The sequence below is a fragment of the Brevundimonas sp. genome, from assembly GCF_030682035.1.
In the GTDB taxonomy this organism is placed as follows: Bacteria; Pseudomonadota; Alphaproteobacteria; order Caulobacterales; family Caulobacteraceae; genus Brevundimonas.
Genome location: NZ_JAUXQZ010000031.1, coordinates 170240 through 188317 on the forward strand (window position 1 = coordinate 170240; position 18078 = coordinate 188317).

12 protein-coding genes are annotated in these 18078 nt (G+C 65.3%); 3 read left to right on the forward strand and 9 right to left on the reverse strand.

Annotated elements, in window-relative coordinates; translation table 11 throughout:
• Together Q8K49_RS09445 and Q8K49_RS09455 are read right to left on the reverse strand one after the other, a co-directional pair.
• Positions 1–903, reverse strand: a complete 903-nt coding sequence (locus Q8K49_RS09445) for an MBL fold metallo-hydrolase (RefSeq protein WP_305305529.1) — start codon at positions 901–903, stop codon at positions 1–3.
• A 208-nt stretch (positions 904–1111) separates the two neighbouring features.
• Entirely contained in the window at positions 1112–1507 is a 396-nt protein-coding gene (locus Q8K49_RS09455; protein ID WP_305305533.1) for a TIGR01244 family sulfur transferase, read from the reverse strand.
• 270 nt (positions 1508–1777) lie between these two features.
• Between Q8K49_RS09455 and Q8K49_RS09460 the strand changes: the two genes are divergently transcribed.
• Together Q8K49_RS09460 and Q8K49_RS09465 are read left to right on the forward strand one after the other, a co-directional pair.
• On the forward strand, positions 1778–4762 hold the full coding sequence (locus Q8K49_RS09460; protein ID WP_305305534.1) for a TonB-dependent receptor: 2985 nt from the start codon (positions 1778–1780) through the stop codon (positions 4760–4762).
• Between the two features lie 193 nt (positions 4763–4955).
• Complete coding sequence (locus Q8K49_RS09465) at positions 4956–5489, forward strand: hypothetical protein (protein WP_305305536.1); 534 nt, start codon at positions 4956–4958, stop codon at positions 5487–5489.
• A gap of 24 nt (positions 5490–5513) precedes the next feature.
• On the opposite strand, the gene metH is transcribed toward Q8K49_RS09465, so the two are convergent.
• The 4 genes from metH to Q8K49_RS09485 all read right to left on the reverse strand — a co-directional run bounded on the left by metH (position 5514) and on the right by Q8K49_RS09485 (position 11562).
• On the reverse strand, positions 5514–8180 hold the full coding sequence (gene metH / locus Q8K49_RS09470) for a methionine synthase (RefSeq protein WP_305305538.1): 2667 nt from the start codon (positions 8178–8180) through the stop codon (positions 5514–5516).
• Positions 8181–8400: 220 nt separating this feature from the next.
• Positions 8401–9468 carry a homocysteine S-methyltransferase family protein gene (locus Q8K49_RS09475; RefSeq protein ID WP_305305540.1) on the reverse strand — a complete coding sequence of 356 codons (1068 nt, stop codon included), beginning with the start codon at positions 9466–9468 and terminating at the stop codon, positions 8401–8403.
• 187 nt (positions 9469–9655) lie between these two features.
• The gene (gene metF / locus Q8K49_RS09480) at positions 9656–10603 is read right to left on the reverse strand and encodes a methylenetetrahydrofolate reductase [NAD(P)H] (RefSeq protein WP_305305542.1); all 948 of its coding nucleotides are present in this window, start codon (positions 10601–10603) and stop codon (positions 9656–9658) included.
• Complete coding sequence (locus Q8K49_RS09485; protein ID WP_305305543.1) at positions 10600–11562, reverse strand: metalloregulator ArsR/SmtB family transcription factor; 963 nt, start codon at positions 11560–11562, stop codon at positions 10600–10602. Before Q8K49_RS09485 ends, metF begins: the two co-directional genes overlap by 4 nt.
• A 110-nt stretch (positions 11563–11672) precedes the next feature.
• On the opposite strand from Q8K49_RS09485, the gene Q8K49_RS09490 reads away from it, so the two are divergent.
• Complete coding sequence (locus Q8K49_RS09490; RefSeq protein ID WP_305305545.1) at positions 11673–12428, forward strand: EF-hand domain-containing protein; 756 nt, start codon at positions 11673–11675, stop codon at positions 12426–12428.
• Between the two features lie 3 nt (positions 12429–12431).
• Here Q8K49_RS09490 and Q8K49_RS09495 read toward each other — a convergent pair whose 3' ends face one another.
• From Q8K49_RS09495 to ettA, 3 genes are all read right to left on the reverse strand, one after another.
• Entirely contained in the window at positions 12432–13358 is a 927-nt protein-coding gene (locus Q8K49_RS09495; RefSeq protein WP_305305547.1) for a 2-hydroxyacid dehydrogenase, read from the reverse strand.
• Between the two features lie 103 nt (positions 13359–13461).
• A complete protein-coding gene (locus Q8K49_RS09500) occupies positions 13462–16116 on the reverse strand; it encodes a M10 family metallopeptidase C-terminal domain-containing protein (RefSeq protein WP_305305549.1) in 2655 nt (884 codons plus the stop codon).
• Between the two features lie 244 nt (positions 16117–16360).
• A complete protein-coding gene (gene ettA, locus Q8K49_RS09505; RefSeq protein WP_305305568.1) occupies positions 16361–18055 on the reverse strand; it encodes an energy-dependent translational throttle protein EttA in 1695 nt (564 codons plus the stop codon).
• Positions 18056–18078: the final 23 nt, after the last annotated feature.

Genomic DNA, 18078 nt, shown 5'->3' on the forward strand with positions numbered 1-18078 from the left:
TCAGACCAGGGTCCAGTCCGCATCGATCGCCGGTCCCGGCGTCGCTCGCACGATCCCCGCCCGCTCCAGCGCGATCAGATGGGCCCAGACCGACAGGCTGGCGGCGGGCCAAAGCCGCGAATCCACGGCGGCGTAGAGGACCGGAACCATGTCGGCGATCCTTCGGTTTCCCGCCGCCAGCCGCGCCAGAACCTGCGCCTCGCGGGCCAGCCGGTGCGCCTTGTAGGCCTCCAGAAACGGTCCGGGCTTGGTGATCGGCGCGCCATGAGTCGGCCAGATCGTTGAGAAGCCGCGCCCAATCACCGCGTCCAGACTGGCCATATAGGCGGCCATGTCGCCGTCGGGCGGGGCGACGACGGTCGTGGACCAGCCCATGACATGATCCCCGCTGAACAGGGCGTTCTCCTCCACGAGGGCGAAGGCCATGTGGTTGGAGGCATGGCCCGGCGTGGACAGGGCCTCGATCGTCCAGCCGTCGCCCCGCAGCCGCTCCCCGCCCGTCAAGACGACGTCGGGCGCAAAGGCCTCGTCGTCGTCTGCATCCAGCGACGCAGAGGCGTGGACCGTCCGCGCAGGGGGGAGGGCGGCCAGAACCGGCGCGCCGACGGCCTCTGCGAACGGACGGGCGAGGGGGGCGTGGTCGCGGTGGGTATGGGTGACCAGCACATGGCTGACCGTCTGGCCTTCGACAGCCGCCAGCAGGGCCGCCAGATGGGCCTCGTCCAACGGGCCGGGGTCGATGACGGCCACGCCGGCTCCGACCTCGCCGCGCCCCACGACATAGGTTCCGGTCCCGGTGAAGGTGAACGGCCCCGGATTGTTTGCGATCACGCGCCGGATCAGCGGTGAGACCGCATCGGTCCGCCCGTATTCGAACGCCGGCATCTGGACGAACGGGATCATCAGGCGCGGCCCGCCCCTTGCGTTAGGACTTCGTCAACGTTCTGCGGAGTGCCCCAAGTGGCCGTTTCCATCGCCCTGGCTGTCTCAAATCGGCTCCAGCCCATCGCGGCGGCCTTTCTGTGTCTCATGGCGATGCAACTCGCCGTGGCGTCCTGCACGCCGGAACCGGCGCCGTATGCGACCCGGGTCGCCATCCTGCGCCAGGTCTCTACAGCGGAACCCGGCTGAGGTCGTAGCCCGCACCGGCGGCGGCCTCGCGAAGGTCTGCGGCGTCCACCCCCCTCAATCGCTCGGCCATCGCCCAGGCGGTGGCCGAGCGCATGCCCGATCGACAGAACATCACGGCCTTGCCATGGCTTCCGAGCGCGTCGAGCACCTGTCGGGTCGCCTCCACCGCTTCCGGCTGGGGCAGCCCCCGCACCGGCGCATGCACCATGATCATCCCCGCCGCCAGCGCCGCCTGAGCGAGCGTGGAGGCGTGGGGCTGACCCGGTTCCTCATCGTCAGGCCGGTGATTCACCACGCGGGAGAAGCCCAGCCCGGCGAACGAGGTCATGTCCTCGACCGTCAGCTGTCCGGACAAGAACACCTGAGACGTCAACATCGGCATAGACACAATCTCCGGGAAAAAGACTTCGCTAAAACAGGCCGATACGCGGTGTGTGGCTCGATTGCGACAGCGAGACCGCGAACCGATTACAGGCATGTAATATGGATAGACGTCCGTGGGGCTTTGTCTATGTTCCCAGCCTATCTGCGCGCAGTGGGGGCGTAGAATGACCTTTGCGGAGACAGGCCAGCTGGCCGTCGCTGCTCTCAGGAGGGATGAACCTTGAAGATCCAAACTATTCGCCAACGGCTTTTGCAGTCGACGATGATCGGCAGCACGGCTCTGATGGCCTTGACCGCCGTTCCGGTGATCGCGCTCGTCGCGGCGCCGACCACCGCCATGGCCCAATCGCAGACGGGCTCGCTGCGCGTCACCATCACCAGCGGCGGCCAGCCGGTTTCCGGCGCCACGGTGACCGTGAGCTCGCCGGACAGCCTGGTGACCCGGACCGGCGTCACCGACGCTGACGGCCGCGCCCGCATCGCCAGCCTGGACCCGTCGACCAACTACACCGTCATGGTGTCGGCCGCCGGCTATTCCGACTTCAGCGCCAACGACGTCGCCGTCGTCAGCGGCCAGGACCGCAGCGTCGGCTACTCCCTGGCCAGCGCGGGCGACACCGCCAGCCTGGACGACATCATCGTCACCGGCACCTCGCTGGCGGCCGTGGACGTCACTTCGGCGACCGTCGGCACCACCCTGACGCTCGACACCGTGGAATCTCTCCCCACCGGCCGTAACTATCAGAGCTATCTGCAGCTGGTCCCGGGCACCAAGCCCAGCAGCGGCAACCCCTCGTCGCGTTCGGGCGTCAACTACTCGGACGTCGGCGGCGCGATCGGCAGCTCGACCGACAACGTCTACTACCTTGACGGTGTTGACGTTACCGACCCGCTCACGGGCACCTTCGGTTCGAACTTCAACTCGGAAATCATCCAGGAACAACAGGTCATCGTCGGCGGCGTGCCGGCTGAGTACGCTGGTGGTTCCGGCCTGATCTCGCGCGTCATCACCAAGTCGGGCAGCAACGAATGGCACGGCTCGCTGAACTACTATTTCCAGAACGACAACCTGGTTGCTAACGACGAGCACCTGACGTCGGCTGGTTTCAGCACCTACGACTCCGCCGTCACCCTGGGTGGCCCGATCCTGCGGGACCGCCTGTGGATCTTCGGTTCGTACCAGGTCAAGCATCGTGAAGACGATGTTCTGGACGGTACCACGGGCGCGCTCCTGCGTTCGGTCACCAACGACGCCGAGTATGCGTTCGCCAAGGCGACCTGGCAGGTCACCAACGACGACCGTCTGTCGGTCAGCTGGTTCAGCGACCCGACCGACATCAGTGGTTCGTCGAGCCCGAGCGTTCTGAACAACCGTGACACGGCCCGCGTTCAAGGCGGCGACAACTACAGGGTCGACTACACCCGCACCATGGGTGACCTGCTGATAAACGCCTATTGGTTCCAGCACACCGGCGAACTGTCCGTTCTGGCCGCCGACCAGTCGGTCCGCAACACCATCTCCTACCGCGGCGCGGGCTCCACGCTCGCCCAGCGTTTGCGCGGCGGTGCTGGCACCAACTACGAAAGCAGCCGCGATCGTGAAGAGTATGGTTTGAACTTCGAGTATTTCCTCGACACCGGCTTCGGTACCCACACGTTCAAGGCCGGCTACAACAGAACGGACAACTCCTACACCGAGAACTCGACGATCCCGGGCGGCGCGACCTATACCTCGATCGATCAGGCCCGCGCCGGCACCACCTTCGCCGACTTCACGAGCTCGGCCGGTGGCTGGACAACCCGTCCGTTCTCCCAGGGCGACCAGCCCCGCATTCAGGCTGCCATCCTGGCCAGCCCGACCGCCAGGGCCTTCGTCGACACGAACGCCGACGGCATGATCTCGGCCAGCGAAGTCAACGCGATCACCTTCTCCAGCACCGCGGGTAACCCCCACGGTCAGGTGAACGCTGCGCGGACCGTCCAGGCTGTCACCAACCCCTATACGGTGTCCAGCGAAGGCCAGGCGGTCTATCTCCAGGACACCTGGACCCTGGACCAGCTGACCATCAACGCAGGTCTGCGGGCTGAGCGTTGGGAGCATTTCGCCTCCGACGGCTCCCAGGTCGCAACCTTCGACTGGGATGTGGCGCCTCGCCTGAGCGTGGTCTATGATCTGGTCGGCGATGGCCGCAGCAAGATCTTCGGTTTCGTCGGTCGCTACTATGACCCGGTTCGGAACAACATGTCCGACTTCGCCGGCGCCCTGACCGGTCCGGTTAACAACGAACAGATCATCGTAAACGGCGAATGGCTCACCTTCCGCGTTCGCGGCGGCGCCACGACCCCCGACGCCCTGTTCGCGCCGACCACCAAGACGCCCTATACGGACGAGTACATGCTCGGCTACTCGACCACCTTCGGTTCGAGCATCGGCTTCTCGGCTACGGTCACGCACCGTGCCACGCGTGACATCCTGGAAGACTTCGACCTGGCGCTCTATTCGGACCCGAACGCCACCGCGGCTGACGGTGCGCATGGTTACGCCTTCCCGGGTTCGCCCTTCTACATCCCGCTTTCGTACTTCGGCTACACGTCGACCCCGAACTCCAACTACGTCATCGGCACCCTGCCGGGCGGCGAGCGGAACTACACGGGCTTCGAACTGACGCTGACCAAGTACAAGACGGACAACTGGTTCGGTCAGGCTTCGTATACCCACAACGCGGCTGAGGGTAACTCGAACTCGGACAGCAACGCCGACTTCCAGGGTGACTGGGTTGCGCTCGACCCGCGTGCTCCCAACGTGTACGGACAGCAGCCGGGCAACATCAAGCACCAGTTCAAGGCCTACGGTGCTTATGACTTCGACTTCGGTCTGCAAGTCGCCGGTGTGTTCAACTGGAACAGCGGGGCTCTCTACACCCCGTCGCAGCTGATCTATGGCCGTTACTTCGCTCCGATGAGCGCTCCCTATCAGTACTATGGCGTCACCGACTCCTATCTGTCGCAACCCCCTGGTACGGAAACCGGTCCGTCCTACTACACCTTCGACATGCGCTTTAAGTACGAGCACGCGCTGCCGTTCGGTAACGCCGAGTTCTTCCTCGACATCTTCAACGTCCTGAACAACCAGGCTGCTACGGACGAACAGAAGCTGGTCTCGGGTAGTGGTCTGTACGCCTACCAGGAGGCCACCAACTGGGTCGCCCCGCGGCGTGCCTATGTGGGCGTTCGTTTCTCCTTCTGATCCGAACGATCAATCTGACGAAAGTGAATGCCGGCGCGAAAGCGCCGGCATTTATTTTGGTGGCGGCTCTCCGGCGGCGGTGGCTGGCAGGCCCTTTCGTCAACGCGCCGTCGCCGGAGCCCCGCCGCAGAAAAACCATGTGCCGTGGTCAAGCCTTGCAGCCTGACCGTTGTTTGAAACTCCCGGATTCTCCATGCTGATCAGCCTCGTCTCCGCCCTCGTCCTCGTCATGCAGACGCCGCCGCCGCAGGACGCCGGAGTGATGTCCACTGCACCAGGCGTCGATGCGGTCGAGGCCGAACGCTTCCGGGAGGCCGTGGCCTACGCCAATCCGATGCCGCGCGGCGCACCGGAGAGCGACTATCCGCTGGTCGCCTGGTGCGAAGCGCTGGTGAACGGCCATGTTGCGCTCGGCGAAACCCTGACCAACGGCGATCCGCTGGATCTGGACATCATTCGTCTGGGCAGGCTTGAGGCGGCTGATTTCCGCGCCGCCCTGAACGCCGCCGAGCCGCGTCAAACCACCGCCAGCCGCGCCGCCGCCGCCGCCGCCGCCGCCCAGGCCGCCGCCAAATGGACCCCGCTGGTCGGTCAGGAGGAGACTGTGCGCAGCCAGGCCTTCGGCCTGTTCTTCGGCCTGCCGGGCCGCTGTGAGCACGCCGCCCGCCGCATCCGAGACAACATCAACACCCCGCCGGCCACGCCGGCCGACGTGGGTCTGGAGTAGTCGACTGAGAGAAGGCCCGCTGCGTCAGGCCGCGTCGCTCCGCGCAGGCGCGTCGGGGTCGTAGTTGAGGATCGGCGACAGCCAGCGTTCGGCGGTGGCTACGTCCCAGCCCTTGCGCCGGGCGTAGTCCCCGACCTGATCCGGATCGATCTTGCCGACGCCGAAATAGTGGCTTTCGGCATGCCCGAAATACAGGCCCGACACCGAAGCCGGCGGCGTCATCGCGAAGCTTTCGGTCAGGGCCATGCCCGCGTTCGTTTCCGCCTTCAGCAGCCGGAACAGCGTGGCCTTCTCCGTGTGATCCGGTTGCGCCGGATAGCCGGGCGCCGGGCGAATGCCCTGATATCGCTCGGCGATCAGATCTTCGACCGTCGTCGTCTCGTCCGCTGCATGACCCCAGAGCTCAGTGCGTACCCGCTTGTGCAGGGCCTCTGCGAAGGCTTCGGCCAGCCGGTCGGCCAGGGCCGTCGCCATGATGGACGAATAGTCGTCGCCGGCGTCCTTGAACCGTTTGGCGATCTCCAGCTCGCCATGGCCGGCGGTGACGGCGAAGGCGCCGATATAGTCCGGCCCCGTCTCGGCGACGAAGTCCGACAGCGCCAGATTGGGCCTGCCGTTCGCCTTCTTGATCTGCTGGCGCAGGGTGTGGAAGCGGGCGATCTCGGCGGTGCGCGTCTCGTCGGCATAGACGGCGATGTCGTCGCCCACCGCATTGGCGGGCCAGAACCCGACCACGCCGCGCGCGGTGAACCATTTCTCATCCACGATCCGCTTCAGCATCGCCTGCGCGTCCTTGAACAGGTCGCGCGCGGCCGCGCCGACGATCTCGTCCTCGAGGATCAGTGGATAGCGGCCGATCAGCTCCCAGCTGGCGAAGAAGGGCGTCCAGTCGACGTGGTCGGCCAGATTGCCGAGGTCCCAGCTGTCGAAGGCGCGCACGCCCAGGAACGACGGGGCGCAGGGCAGGGGCGTCGCGGGATCGGGCTGGAAGCGGTTCTGGCGCGCGGCGGGCAGGGACGCCCGCGCCTTGACCTCCTGACCGCGCGCATACTGCTCGCGGATGCGGACGTATTCGTCGCGGGTGGCGGCCTCGTTCTTCGCCCGCTCAGTCTTCGACAGCAGGCCGGACACGACGCCGACGGCGCGGCTGGCGTCGACGACATAGGTGGTCGAGCCGGCGTGATAGCCCGGTTCGATCTTGACTGCCGTATGGGTCCGGCTGGTGGTCGCCCCGCCGATCAGCAGGGGGATGTCGAAGCCGCGCCGCTCCATCTCCCGCGCCACGAACACCATCTCGTCCAGGCTGGGCGTGATCAGGCCCGACAGGCCGACGATATCGACCTTGTGCTCGACGGCGGCGTCGAGAATGCGGTCGGCCGGGACCATGACGCCCAGATCGATGACCTCGTAGTTGTTGCACTGTAGCACGACGCCGACGATGTTCTTGCCGATGTCGTGGACGTCGCCCTTGACCGTGGCCATCAGGATTCTGCCGGCCTGTTCGCGCGGCTTGCCGGCCTTCTCGGCCTCCATGAAGGGCTCGAGGTGGGCGACCGCCTGTTTCATCACCCGCGCCGACTTGACCACCTGCGGCAGGAACATCTTGCCCGAGCCGAACAGGTCGCCGACCACGTTCATCCCGTCCATCAGCGGACCCTCGATGACGTGCAGCGGCCGGTCGAACGACAGGCGCGCCTCTTCCGTGTCGGCGTCGATATAGTCGGTGATGCCGTTGACCAGAGCGTGTCCGATCCGCTTGCCCACCGGCTGGTCGCGCCATTTCAGATCGACGACCCGCGCCACGCCCTTGTCGGCCTTGTAGTTGGGCGCGATGTCGACGAGCCGCTCGGTGTTGGAGACATTGGTCCGCTGGCGGCGGTTCAGGATCACGTCCTCGACGGCCTCGCGCAGCGTCGGCTCGATGTCGGTATAGACCGGCAGGTCGCCGGCGTTGACGATGCCCATGTCCATGCCCGCCTGGATGGCGTGGTACAGGAAGACGCTGTGGATCGCCCGCCGCACCGGCTCATTGCCGCGGAAGCTGAACGACACGTTCGACACCCCGCCGGAGACGCGGGCCCAGGGCAGGGTCGCCTTGATCACCTTGGTCGCCTCGATGAAGTCGACGGCGTAGTTGTCGTGCTCCTCGATCCCCGTCGCCACGGCGAAGATGTTGGGATCGAAGATAATGTCCTCGGGCGGGAAGCCGACCTCGTCGACGAGGATGCGGTAGGCGCGGGTGCAGATCTCGATCTTGCGCGCGGCGGTGTCGGCCTGGCCGACCTCGTCAAAGGCCATGACCACCACGGCGGCGCCGTAGCGCAGGCATTTCACGGCCTGTTCGCGGAACTCGGCCTCGCCTGCCTTCATCGAGATCGAGTTCACGATCGGCTTGCCCTGGACGCATTTCAGGCCGGCCTCGATCACCTCCCATTTGGAGCTGTCGATCATCACCGGCACGCGGGCGATGTCGGGCTCGGCCGCTATCAGGTTGAGGAAGGTGACCATGGCCTGCCTCGAATCCAGCAGGCCTTCGTCCATGTTGATGTCGATCACCGAGGCCCCGGCCTCGACCTGCTGACGCGCCACCGAAAGGGCGGCGGAATAGTCGCCGTCGATGATCAGCTTCTTGAATCTGGCCGAGCCGGTGACGTTGGTCCGCTCGCCGACGTTGATGAAGGTCGGTCTCATGCGCGGGAGGCCAAATCGAAAGCCCTCCCCCTCGACGGGGGAGGGTTGGGTGGGGGTGGTTGCACGGTGGGAGCGGATTGGCGTTGGAGGCGCCGAACCCTCTTGGACGACGCCTCACGCGCTCCGCCGGACGGACCGTCGCGTCCACCCCCAACCCCGACCCTTCCCCCGTCGAGGGGGAAGGGAGATTTCGGGCCGACATTGATGAAGGTCGGACGCATCACGCCACCAGCTCAAACGGTTCCAGCCCGCTCAGCCGCATCGCCACCGGCCGTTCCGGGATCTCCCGCGTCGGCAGTTTCGATACCGCCTCCGCCGTGTGCCGGATATGCTCCGGCGTGGTGCCGCAGCAGCCCCCGACGATGTTGACCAGACCCGACGCCGCCCATTCCGCGATGAAGTGGGCGGTCTGGTGCGGCTCCTCGTCGTACTGGCCCATGGCGTTGGGCAGGCCGGCGTTGGGATAGGCGGCGACCAGGGTGTCGGCGACGCGGCTCAGCTCGGCGATGAACGGCCGCATCAGATCGGCGCCCAGGGCGCAGTTGAAGCCGATGGCGAACGGTTTGGCGTGGCGCACGCTGTTCCAGAAGGCTTCGGCCGTCTGTCCCGACAGGGTCCGGCCCGAACGGTCGGTGATGGTGCCCGAAATCCAGATGGGCAGGGCCTCCATGCCCTCGTCCTCGAGGTCCTTGATGGCCTTGATCGCGGCCTTGCAGTTCAGCGTGTCGGTGATGGTCTCGATCAGATAGAGGTCGACCCCGCCTTCGTTCAGCGCCTTCACCTGATGGCGATAGGCGTCATAGACCTGGTCGAAGGTCACCAGCCGCGCGCCGGGGTCGTTCACGTCCGACGACATGGACAACATCTTGTTCAGCGGGCCGATCGAACCGGCGGCGAAGCGCGGCTTGTGCGGCTCCTTGGCGGTCCAGCGGTCGGCGGTGGCGCGGGCCAGTTTCGCGCCCTCCAGGTTGATGTCCCAGACGGACTGTTCGTCGAGCTTGTAGTCGTCCTGGGCGATGACGGTGGCCGAGAAGGTGTTGGTCTCGGAGATGTCGGCGCCGGCGGCGAAATACTGGTCGTGCAGGCCGGCGATGATGTCGGGCCGGGTCAGGCACAGGATGTCGTTGTTGCCCTTCATCTGGCCGTTGTGGCCGGCAAAGCGGTCCCCGCGGAAATCCTCTTCCGACAGGTCGCTGCGCTGGATCATCACCCCCCAGGCGCCGTCGAGGACCAGGATGCGCTGTTTGGCGGCGGCGTGGAGGGCGGCGATGCGGTCGGGGCGGGTCATGTTCACGACTTCCTTCCCCCCTTGCGGGGGAAGGTGGCAGGCGAAGCCTGACGGATGGGGGGTGAAACACCGGCCCCTCTCAGTTCGCTTGTCGTCTCACAGGGAGTCCGTAGCCGGCCGCCCCCCCATCCGAGCCGCTCCGCGGCCCACCTTGCCCCGCAAGGGGGGAAGGAACTCGAAAGAAGGGTCATTGCGTTGCCTCACGCACGCCCAGCACCCGGCAGATCGCATAGACCAGGTCGGCGCGGTTCAATGTGTAGAAGTGGAAGTCGGCGAAGCCTTCCTCCTGTAGCCGGGCGCAGGTTTCGGCGGCGACCGAGGCGGCGATCAGCTTGCGGGTCTCGGGGTCGTCGTCGAGGCCCTCGAAATGGGCGGCCAGCCAGTCGGGGACGGCCGCGCCGCACGCCGCCGACATCCGCTTCAGTCCGTTGAAATTGCTCACCGGCATGACGCCGGGGATGATCGGCACGGTCACGCCGGCCGCCTGCACACGGTCGCGGAAGCGCAGGAAGGCGTCGATGTCGAAGAAGAACTGGCTGATCGCGCGCGTGGCTCCGGCGTCGATCTTGGCCTTCAGCACATTGATGTCATGGTCCGTCGATGGGCTTTCGGGATGGCCCTCGGGGTAGCAGCCGACGATGATGTCGAAGCCGCCTTTGGCCTTGATAGCAGCGGCGAGTTCGGTCGCATTGGCGTAACCGTCCGTACGCGGAACATAGGCGCCGCCGATGCCGTTTCCGCCGGGCGGATCGCCACGCAGGGCCACGATGTGGCGCACGCCGGCGTCGCGATAGCCTTCGATCACCGCATCGACCTCGTCGCGGCTGGCCTCGACGCAGGTCAGGTGGGCGGCAGGGGTCAGGGTCGTTTCGGCGAGGATGCGCTCGACTGTCCGGTGGGTGCGCTCGCGGGTCGATCCGCCGGCGCCGTAGGTGACCGAGACGAAATCGGGCTCCAACGGAGCCAGCCGCGTGATCGCCTTCCACAGATTGGCCTCGGCCTCGTCGGACTTGGGCGGGAAGAACTCAAACGAGACGCGCGGACGCGACAGGTCCTGCCCGGCGCGCGCCACAGGTCCCAGAGGCGACAGCAACAGGGCCCGGGCCTCGGCCAGGCTGCGGGGGGCGATGCTCATGCGACCTTCTCCGCGGCGACGGCCGGGCGTTCTGCGGTCCAGATCGAGACCGTCAAACCATCTGTGTCAGGGGGCAGGGCGATCGGCGCGCTGGGCGTCAGCCCGGCTCCGGACAGCCAGCGCCGCATCTCGTCATCGGCGAAGCCCAGCCGGCGGTGCTGATGCTCCTCGCGCAGGTGTTCCAACTGGTGTGGGGCGAAATCGACGATCAGCAGCCGTCCGCCCGGCATGACCAGCCGCGCCGCCTCGGCCACGGCGGCCGCCGGATCGGCGAGGTAGTGCAGCACCTGATGCACCATCACCAGATCGGCGCTCTGTTCCGGCAGGCGGGTCGCGAAGATGTCGCCGTGACGCAGCTCGACCTTGTCCAGCCCCGCCTTCGTCACATTGGCCCGGGCGATGTTGAGCATGTTCTGGCTGAGGTCCAGCCCGACCGACATCTTCGCCTGCCGGCCCAGGAGGGTCAGCATCCGGCCTGAGCCCGTGCCCAGATCGACGACCCGCTCGAAGGGACCGTTCCCGGCGGCCCGAGTGATGGCCGCCTCGACCGCGCTTTCGCTGACATACAGAGAGCGGATGCGGTCCCACTGGGGCGCGACCCGTTCGAAATAGGCCCCCGCGGCCAGTTCGCGGTCGCGCCGGACCGTTTCCAGTCGCCGGTCGTCCGCCTCGCCCGCCGACACGTCCAGCAGGTCCAGCACCGTATCGATCAGCCGCCGCGCCGGCAGGTCCGAGGACAGGCGATAGAAGACCCGCGCGCCGTCCGGAAACCGCTCGATCAGGCCGGCGTCGGCCATCAGCTTCAGATGGCGGGACACTCGCGGCTGGCTCTGGTCGAGAATGCGTGACAGCTCCATCACGGACAGCTCCTCGCCGGCCAGCAGCGACAGCACCCGCAGGCGGGTCGGTTCGCCCACGGCGCGCAGGGCTTCGACGGTCTGGTCAGCGGTCAACGACATGTCTTTATATAAGGATATCCTTATATGATTTGGCAAGGAAAATCGCTGGTCAGACGCCGGATCGAGGGCCAGTCTGCGTACAACGGCTATCTGTTGTCGTGAGGCTGCCCATGTTCCGTCGCCTGACTGCCCTGATTACCCCCCTCATCCTCGTTTCGGCCCTTGCCGGATCGGCCTCCGCCCGGACCCCGGTGCAGGACGGCATGGGCGCGGGCATGCAGGGGATGCCGCGCACTGCCGAAGAGGTCCGGCCCTGGACCGAAGGGCTGTTCGCCCGGCTCGACGCCAACCAGGATGGCGCCCTCGTGGATGGCGAGCTGGCGGTTCTCGACAATCCGTCAGGCGGCGGGGGCCGCTTCCGGGCGATGATCCTTCGGGCAGACGCAGACGCCGACGCCCGTGTCACCCTCGAAGAGCTGGCCGGCGGGACGCAACAGATGTTCGAACGCATGAGCCGCCGAGGCGGCCCGGGTATGGGAGGCGGGGGCATGACGGCCCTGCCGCGCAGCGCCGACGCCGTGGACCCCTGGTCAGAGGGTCTGATGACCCGTCTGGACGTCAATCAGGACGGGGCCATCACCGGCAATGAGCTGGCCGTCCTGGCCAATCCGACCGTTGCCGCCATGGGCGGGTCGCGCTTGCGGGCCATGATCGTCCAGTCCGACGCCAACCGGGATTCCCGCATCAACGCCGAGGAACTGTCCGCCGGGGCGCAGCGGATGTTCACCCGCATGGACCGGGACGGCGACGGCTGGCTGGCCGACGACGAACTGCCCCGGCGGCCGGCCCCGCCGGCGCCCTTGACGATGCCGCCTCCGGCCTCGACCATGCCCAGCTTCCCGGACATGCCGCCCGACGGGGGATGATGTCTAGCTTACAGGAGTCTTCAGCGGCTCGCCCGCAAAGGCCGCCTGCAGGTTCTGGATCAGCAGCATCAGCATGCCCTGCACCGCCTCCGTCGTCGCCCCGCCGGTGTGGGGCGTCAACACGGTATTGGGCACGCCGGCCCAGCGCGCCGCGTCCACCGGCTCCTCCTCGAAGACATCCAGCGCCGCCTGGCCCAGACGCCCGTCCCGGAGCGCCGCGATCAGGGCCGTCTCGTCAACCAACTGCCCGCGCGCGACATTGACCAGCAGCCCCTGCGGTCCCAGCGCCTCGATCACCTCCCGCGAGATCAGACCGCGGTTGCTCTCATCGGCCTTGCAGGCGACCACCAGTATGTCGCTGTCCCGCGCCAGCTCCAGCAGCGTCGCCGCGCGCGGCCACGAACTCTCCTTCTCGCGCGGCCCCCACCAGCGCACGGCCATCCGCATCGCCTCGCCGCGTCGCGCCACAGCCGCGCCGATCGAGCCCAGGCCGACGACGCCCAGCCGCTGATCCTTCAGCGACGGGGTGATCATCTTGGCGTCCACCGTCCAGCCACCCGCCCGCAGGGCCCGGTCCCCGGCCGCGATCTGACGCCGGGCGGCAATGATCAGGCCCAGCGCATGGTCGGCGACATCCTCGTGATTGACCCCCGGCGCATGGCTGACCGGCAGCCCACGACCCCGACACCACGGAACATCTATTCCGTCATAGCCCGAGGTGAAACAGGCGATCAGCTGTAGCGCGGGCAGGCTCTCGATCAGCGCCTTGTCCAGCGGAAACTCCCCCGCCACCACCAGCGCCCGGATCTGCCCCTGCGCCTCCGCCGGCGGCCCTTCCCAGAAGCGCCAGACGGTGTAGTCGGTCTCGAGAAAGGCCGTCAGCGGCGCGAGGTGGCGCTGCATGATCAGGATGGCGGGGCGGTTGAGCATGGAGTGATTAGATCAGGCCCCGGGCCGAGGGCCAAGTACGCATCAGGTATCCATGGACCGCGGAGGTGGGGACGCCGCGCAAGGGCGGCGTCCCGGTCGGTCTCTACTGCCAGAGCTCGTGCCCCTGCGGCGTGTACAAGCCGTCGTCGGCCATGAGCCGCCAGGGCAGGTCGCCGAGGTCGAACAGACCGGCCATCCGGCTGTCCGCCGGCGGCTCGAAGCCGGGCATCTCCCCGACGTCGAACGCCGTCTCGCTGAAGCCGACGCCCGGCAGGACCAGCGGACCCTCAAGGTCCTCCTTGCCCATGACGAAGTCATCATCGGCAAGCGCCGACTGCACCAGGGCGGTCGTCGGAGCCGTGCTCGACTGGGTCGAGGGGATCACGACCATGTCGGACAAGCGGGCTGTCGATCCGTCGCCAAAGCGAAGCCACTCGACCTGGGCGAGGGAGTCGACGCCGTCTCGACCGGCGACAGTGTCCTCGACCCGATAGGCTCCGGTCGTGGCGCCTGCGGAGACGACATAGTCCGATCGCATCCCGGCGAGCACGACCACATCCACGCCCGCGCCGCCGTTCATGGAGTCGTCGCCCACTCCGCCGGTCAGCGTATCGTCGCCGCCCAGACCGTTCAGCGTGTCGCGACCTGCACCACCGATGATGCTGTTGGCTCCGTCCTCGCCGACGAGGAGATCGTTGAACGCCGAACCGATCAGATCCTCGATGCTGACCAGGATGTCGGACGCGCCGTCGCCGTCATTGGATGCCTTCCCTGACTTGAGCTTGACCGTGACGCCCGCAGCGGCCTCCGAATAGTCCGCCGTATCGCGCCCGAACCCGCCATTGAGCGTGTCCGCGCCCCGACCTCCGGCGAGCAGGTCGTCGCCGAAGCCGCCGTTCAGCAGATTGGCCACATTGTTGCCGATGAGGGTATCGTTGCCGGAGCCCCCCGTCGCTCGTTCAATGGTCACGCCGTTGGCGATGGTGAAGCCCGTCCAGGCTCCCAGGGCGTAGGACATCCGGCCGCCGCCGCCCTCCTCATAGTTGAGGGTGGCCGCGCGCAGATCGATGTTGGCGTCGCGTGCGCCGCTGTAGCGAATCTCGTCGGTTCCGCCGCCGTCCCAGATCGTCGAGTAGAAGGCGCCAGCCTGGTTGACGTCGCCGATGGTGTAGACATCGTCGCCCGTCGCCCACTCCTCGTTGACGCCGTATTTGTCCTGAAGCACGGCGATGTCGAGCGCGCTGAGCGTCCCCACCCACCCGAAATGATCGACTTCAGTTCCCGTGAGGCCGCCGGACCGGGGGCGGCCATGGCCCTCAGGCGCACCGCCCTCGGCGAGGCCCTCTTCCCATCCGTCGTTGTAGGACATGACGGTATAGACCTGCTGGCTCAGGCCATAGTCCCCGAAACCGCCGCCGATGCCGCCGGTGCCGCCGCCCGCGCCGCGCATGACGCTGGAACGGCCGCCGTTATCGTGGGGGTGGGCCATGCCGTGGCCGTGGCCAAGTTCATGCAGCAAGGTCGGGAAATAGAACCCGCCCTGGGATACGCCTTCCTCGGTCCAGCGAACGTCGCCGGAGTTGATCTCCATCTGGCCCGCATTCTGTTCACCGGGGGGGCTCATACGGCCAAGCAGGCTGGCGCCGACGCCCGGCGTGCCTTCGTAGGTGATGATCTTGATGTCCGCCTCGTTCCGATTGAAGACCTGGACGTATTGAATGTCCGCGACCTTCTCGTAGATGTCGAAGGCGGTTTCGAAGGCGGCCTTCTCCCAGTCCTGCATGCCTTGGGCGACGATATTCTCGGTCACGCCCGGGCTGGTGGGATTTTCACTGACGAAGACGTCGCCTTTCTGGGCGAAATAGTAGGTGATGACGTTCTTGCCGACGATGCCGTAGGCGTTGTTTTCTATGGGCGTGCCGCCATTGGGCACCCCGTTGTCGCTGCGCGTGCCGTTGTCGCCGTCCGGATTGCGCGAGGTCCGGGTGAACTGGCTGCCCCAGTCCAGCGAATGCAACGGGCTGTCGGGGGAATAGAAGGGGACATAGGCGGTCGGGTCGTTCGTATCGACGGTGGTCGCGAAGACCTCATAGTCGCCGACAAAGTCTCCCGTCGTACCGTTGGCGCCTTCGTTGTCATAGGCGCGGGCGCTGACGTAGAACGTACCGGTGCTTTGCGCCGTGTAGGTCAGGATGGCGTCAAGGCCGGACGGTGTGTTGGGACCGCCGCCATCCGCCGTCACCACCAGATTCCCCAGGGAATCGTAGAGCTCGATATAGGCGTCGGCCAAGGGCACGCCGCTGGGCCCGCCTGTCACCAGGAACATGCTGATGTCATAGGTCTGGCCGGCGACCAGCTGGATTGAATAGAAATCCTGATCGCCCGCCGTATCGATGGTCGAAACGATGTGAGCGCCGTCCACCGCAAGGCTGGCGGTGGTCGAGGCGTCATCAGGAATGGCGTCGATGGTCAGCAGGGCTGCCGGCAGGACAACCGGACGGGGGCCGTCGCCCACGCCGTCCTGAAAGAAGTCGCTGTAACGTTTGCCGCAGCCGCAGCCGCAGCCCAGGCTCCAGCCGGCCCGCGTATCGCTCGCATCATTGGCCGCCAGCACCAGAGGGGCCGCCGAGACATGTCCGATCGTTGTCAGCGACAGCCCGGCAAAGGTCTGGATGGTCTGGGTTCCTCGCCATTCCGCCGGCGAGGCCCAATCTCCGTCCAACACTTCATTCCGCATTCTGGTGGAAAACGCAGCCATCTGACCCTCCTCGTGATCTGGGACCCGGCAAACCCGCAGCGAGGCGCCGGTCTGCAGTCCCAACGAACGAAGGTCGGTCTTTCATCCCTGCTCCGTCCGCTTCGGCGACAGGCAGCCGGAACTGGCGCCCGAGGTCCGACCAGCGGCCACAAAGTTGGCGGCCGGCCGACCCCGATTCGGGCCCAGGGCGTATCGGATATCAACGGTTCCGGGGGTGCGGCTCCGGGGTGCGGACGGAAAGCGCTTACCGCCCGAATTTCTGGAACTTGATCCGGTGCGGGATCAAACTCTCCACCCCCAGCCGGCGCTTCTTGTCTTCCTCATACGCTTCAAAGTTGCCTTCGAACCATTCGACGTGGCTGTCGCCCTCGAAGGCGAGGATGTGGGTGGCCAGACGGTCGAGGAACCAGCGGTCGTGGGAAATGACCACGGCGCAGCCGGCGAAGCCTTCAAGGGCCTCCTCAAGGTTCTGCAGCGTCTCGATGTCCAGGTCGTTGGTCGGTTCGTCGAGCAGCAGCACGTTGCCGCCTTCCTTGAGCGTCATGGCCAGATGAACGCGGTTGCGCTCTCCTCCAGAACAAACGCCCAATTTTTTCTGCTGGTCGGCGCCCGCAAAGTTGAAGCGCGAAAGGTAGGCGCGGGCATTGACCGTGGCGTTCCCAACCGTGATAATATCGTTGCCCTCACTTACGATTTCGTAAATAGTCTTTTCTGGCAACAGGTTTTCGTGGCTTTGATCCACATAACTCATTTGTACGGTGTCGCCGATCAGTACGGTTCCAGTGTCTGGCTTTTCTCGCCCGGTCAGGATTTTAAAGAGGGTGGATTTACCCACGCCATTGGGTCCGATGATGCCTACAATGCCATTGGCTGGAATTTTAAAGGAAAGATTTTCAAAGAGCACCCGGTCACCTTTACCTGAAGTGGAGGGGAATGATTTGCTAATCCCTTGAACTTCAATCACATTGTCGCCCAAACGAGGGCCATTGGGAATCCAGAGTTCCAGTTTTGCTTCTTTTTCTTTGCCTTCTTCACTGGCCATTTTTTCGTAGGCGCTCAAACGGGCTTTGCCCTTGGCTTGTCGGCCTTTAGCCCCTAAACGCACCCATTCGAGTTCGTGTTCGAGTTGCTTGCGGCGTTTGTCGTCGGCGCGTTCCTCTTGAGCGAGGCGCTTGGTTTTTTGTTCGAGCCAGGTGGAATAGTTGCCCTGCCAAGGAATGCCTTCGCCACGGTCGAGTTCAAGAATCCAACCTGCTACATTGTCGAGGAAGTAACGGTCGTGGGTTACGGCGATGACCGTGCCGGGAAAACTTTGAAGGTATTGCTCCAGCCACTGTACGGACTCTGCATCCAGGTGGTTGGTCGGCTCGTCAAGCAGCAGGATGTCGGGTTGACTTAACAGCAATCGGGCCAAGGCTACCCGGCGACGTTCGCCACCAGAGCAGATTTTGATCGGACGATCATCTTCGGGGCAGCGCAAGGCATCCATAAAAACGCCCAGCTTGTAGTCGAGTTCCCAGCCGCCCAGGTGTTCGATTTGTTCGAGCACTTCGCCCTGACGATCAATGAGTTTCATCATTTCGTCGTCGTCGGTTACGACCCCGAGTTTTTCACCGATGTCTTCGTTTTCTTTGAGCAAATCAACGATGGGCTGCACGCCTTCTTCGACAATTTGACGAACGGTTTTGGTATCGTCAAGTGTTGGCTCTTGTTCCAGGAAACCGATTTTGAACTGTTTTTCAAATTCGATTTTGCCCTCGTAGTTTTGGTCTATTCCGGCAATGATTTTCAGCAAAGTAGATTTACCGGAGCCGTTGAGGCCGAGTACGCCAATTTTTGCGCCGTAATAGAACGACAGCCAGATGTTTTTGAGCACCTGTTTTTGCGGAGGGAAGGTTTTGCTGACCCCCGACATGGAGAAGATTATTTTTTCAGACATCTTTTTGATGAAATGATGCCCGC

Bases quoted from the DNA above. Each gene is read 5' to 3' on its own strand.
- Q8K49_RS09495 (WP_305305547.1), bottom strand. From the start codon at position 13,358: ATGCTCAACCGCCCCGCCATCCTGATCATGCAGCGCCACCTCGCGCCG.
- Q8K49_RS09460 (WP_305305534.1), top strand. From the start codon at position 1,778: ATGATCGGCAGCACGGCTCTGATGGCCTTGACCGCCGTTCCGGTGATC.
- metH (WP_305305538.1), bottom strand. From the start codon at position 8,180: ATGAGACCGACCTTCATCAACGTCGGCGAGCGGACCAACGTCACCGGC.
- Q8K49_RS09485 (WP_305305543.1), bottom strand. From the start codon at position 11,562: ATGTCGTTGACCGCTGACCAGACCGTCGAAGCCCTGCGCGCCGTGGGC.
- Q8K49_RS09490 (WP_305305545.1), top strand. From the start codon at position 11,673: ATGTTCCGTCGCCTGACTGCCCTGATTACCCCCCTCATCCTCGTTTCG.
- Q8K49_RS09465 (WP_305305536.1), top strand. From the start codon at position 4,956: ATGCTGATCAGCCTCGTCTCCGCCCTCGTCCTCGTCATGCAGACGCCG.
- Q8K49_RS09475 (WP_305305540.1), bottom strand. From the start codon at position 9,468: ATGACCCGCCCCGACCGCATCGCCGCCCTCCACGCCGCCGCCAAACAG.
- ettA (WP_305305568.1), bottom strand. From the start codon at position 18,055: ATGTCTGAAAAAATAATCTTCTCCATGTCGGGGGTCAGCAAAACCTTC.
- metF (WP_305305542.1), bottom strand. From the start codon at position 10,603: ATGAGCATCGCCCCCCGCAGCCTGGCCGAGGCCCGGGCCCTGTTGCTG.
- Q8K49_RS09500 (WP_305305549.1), bottom strand. From the start codon at position 16,116: ATGGCTGCGTTTTCCACCAGAATGCGGAATGAAGTGTTGGACGGAGAT.
- Q8K49_RS09455 (WP_305305533.1), bottom strand. From the start codon at position 1,507: ATGTTGACGTCTCAGGTGTTCTTGTCCGGACAGCTGACGGTCGAGGAC.
- Q8K49_RS09445 (WP_305305529.1), bottom strand. From the start codon at position 903: ATGATCCCGTTCGTCCAGATGCCGGCGTTCGAATACGGGCGGACCGAT.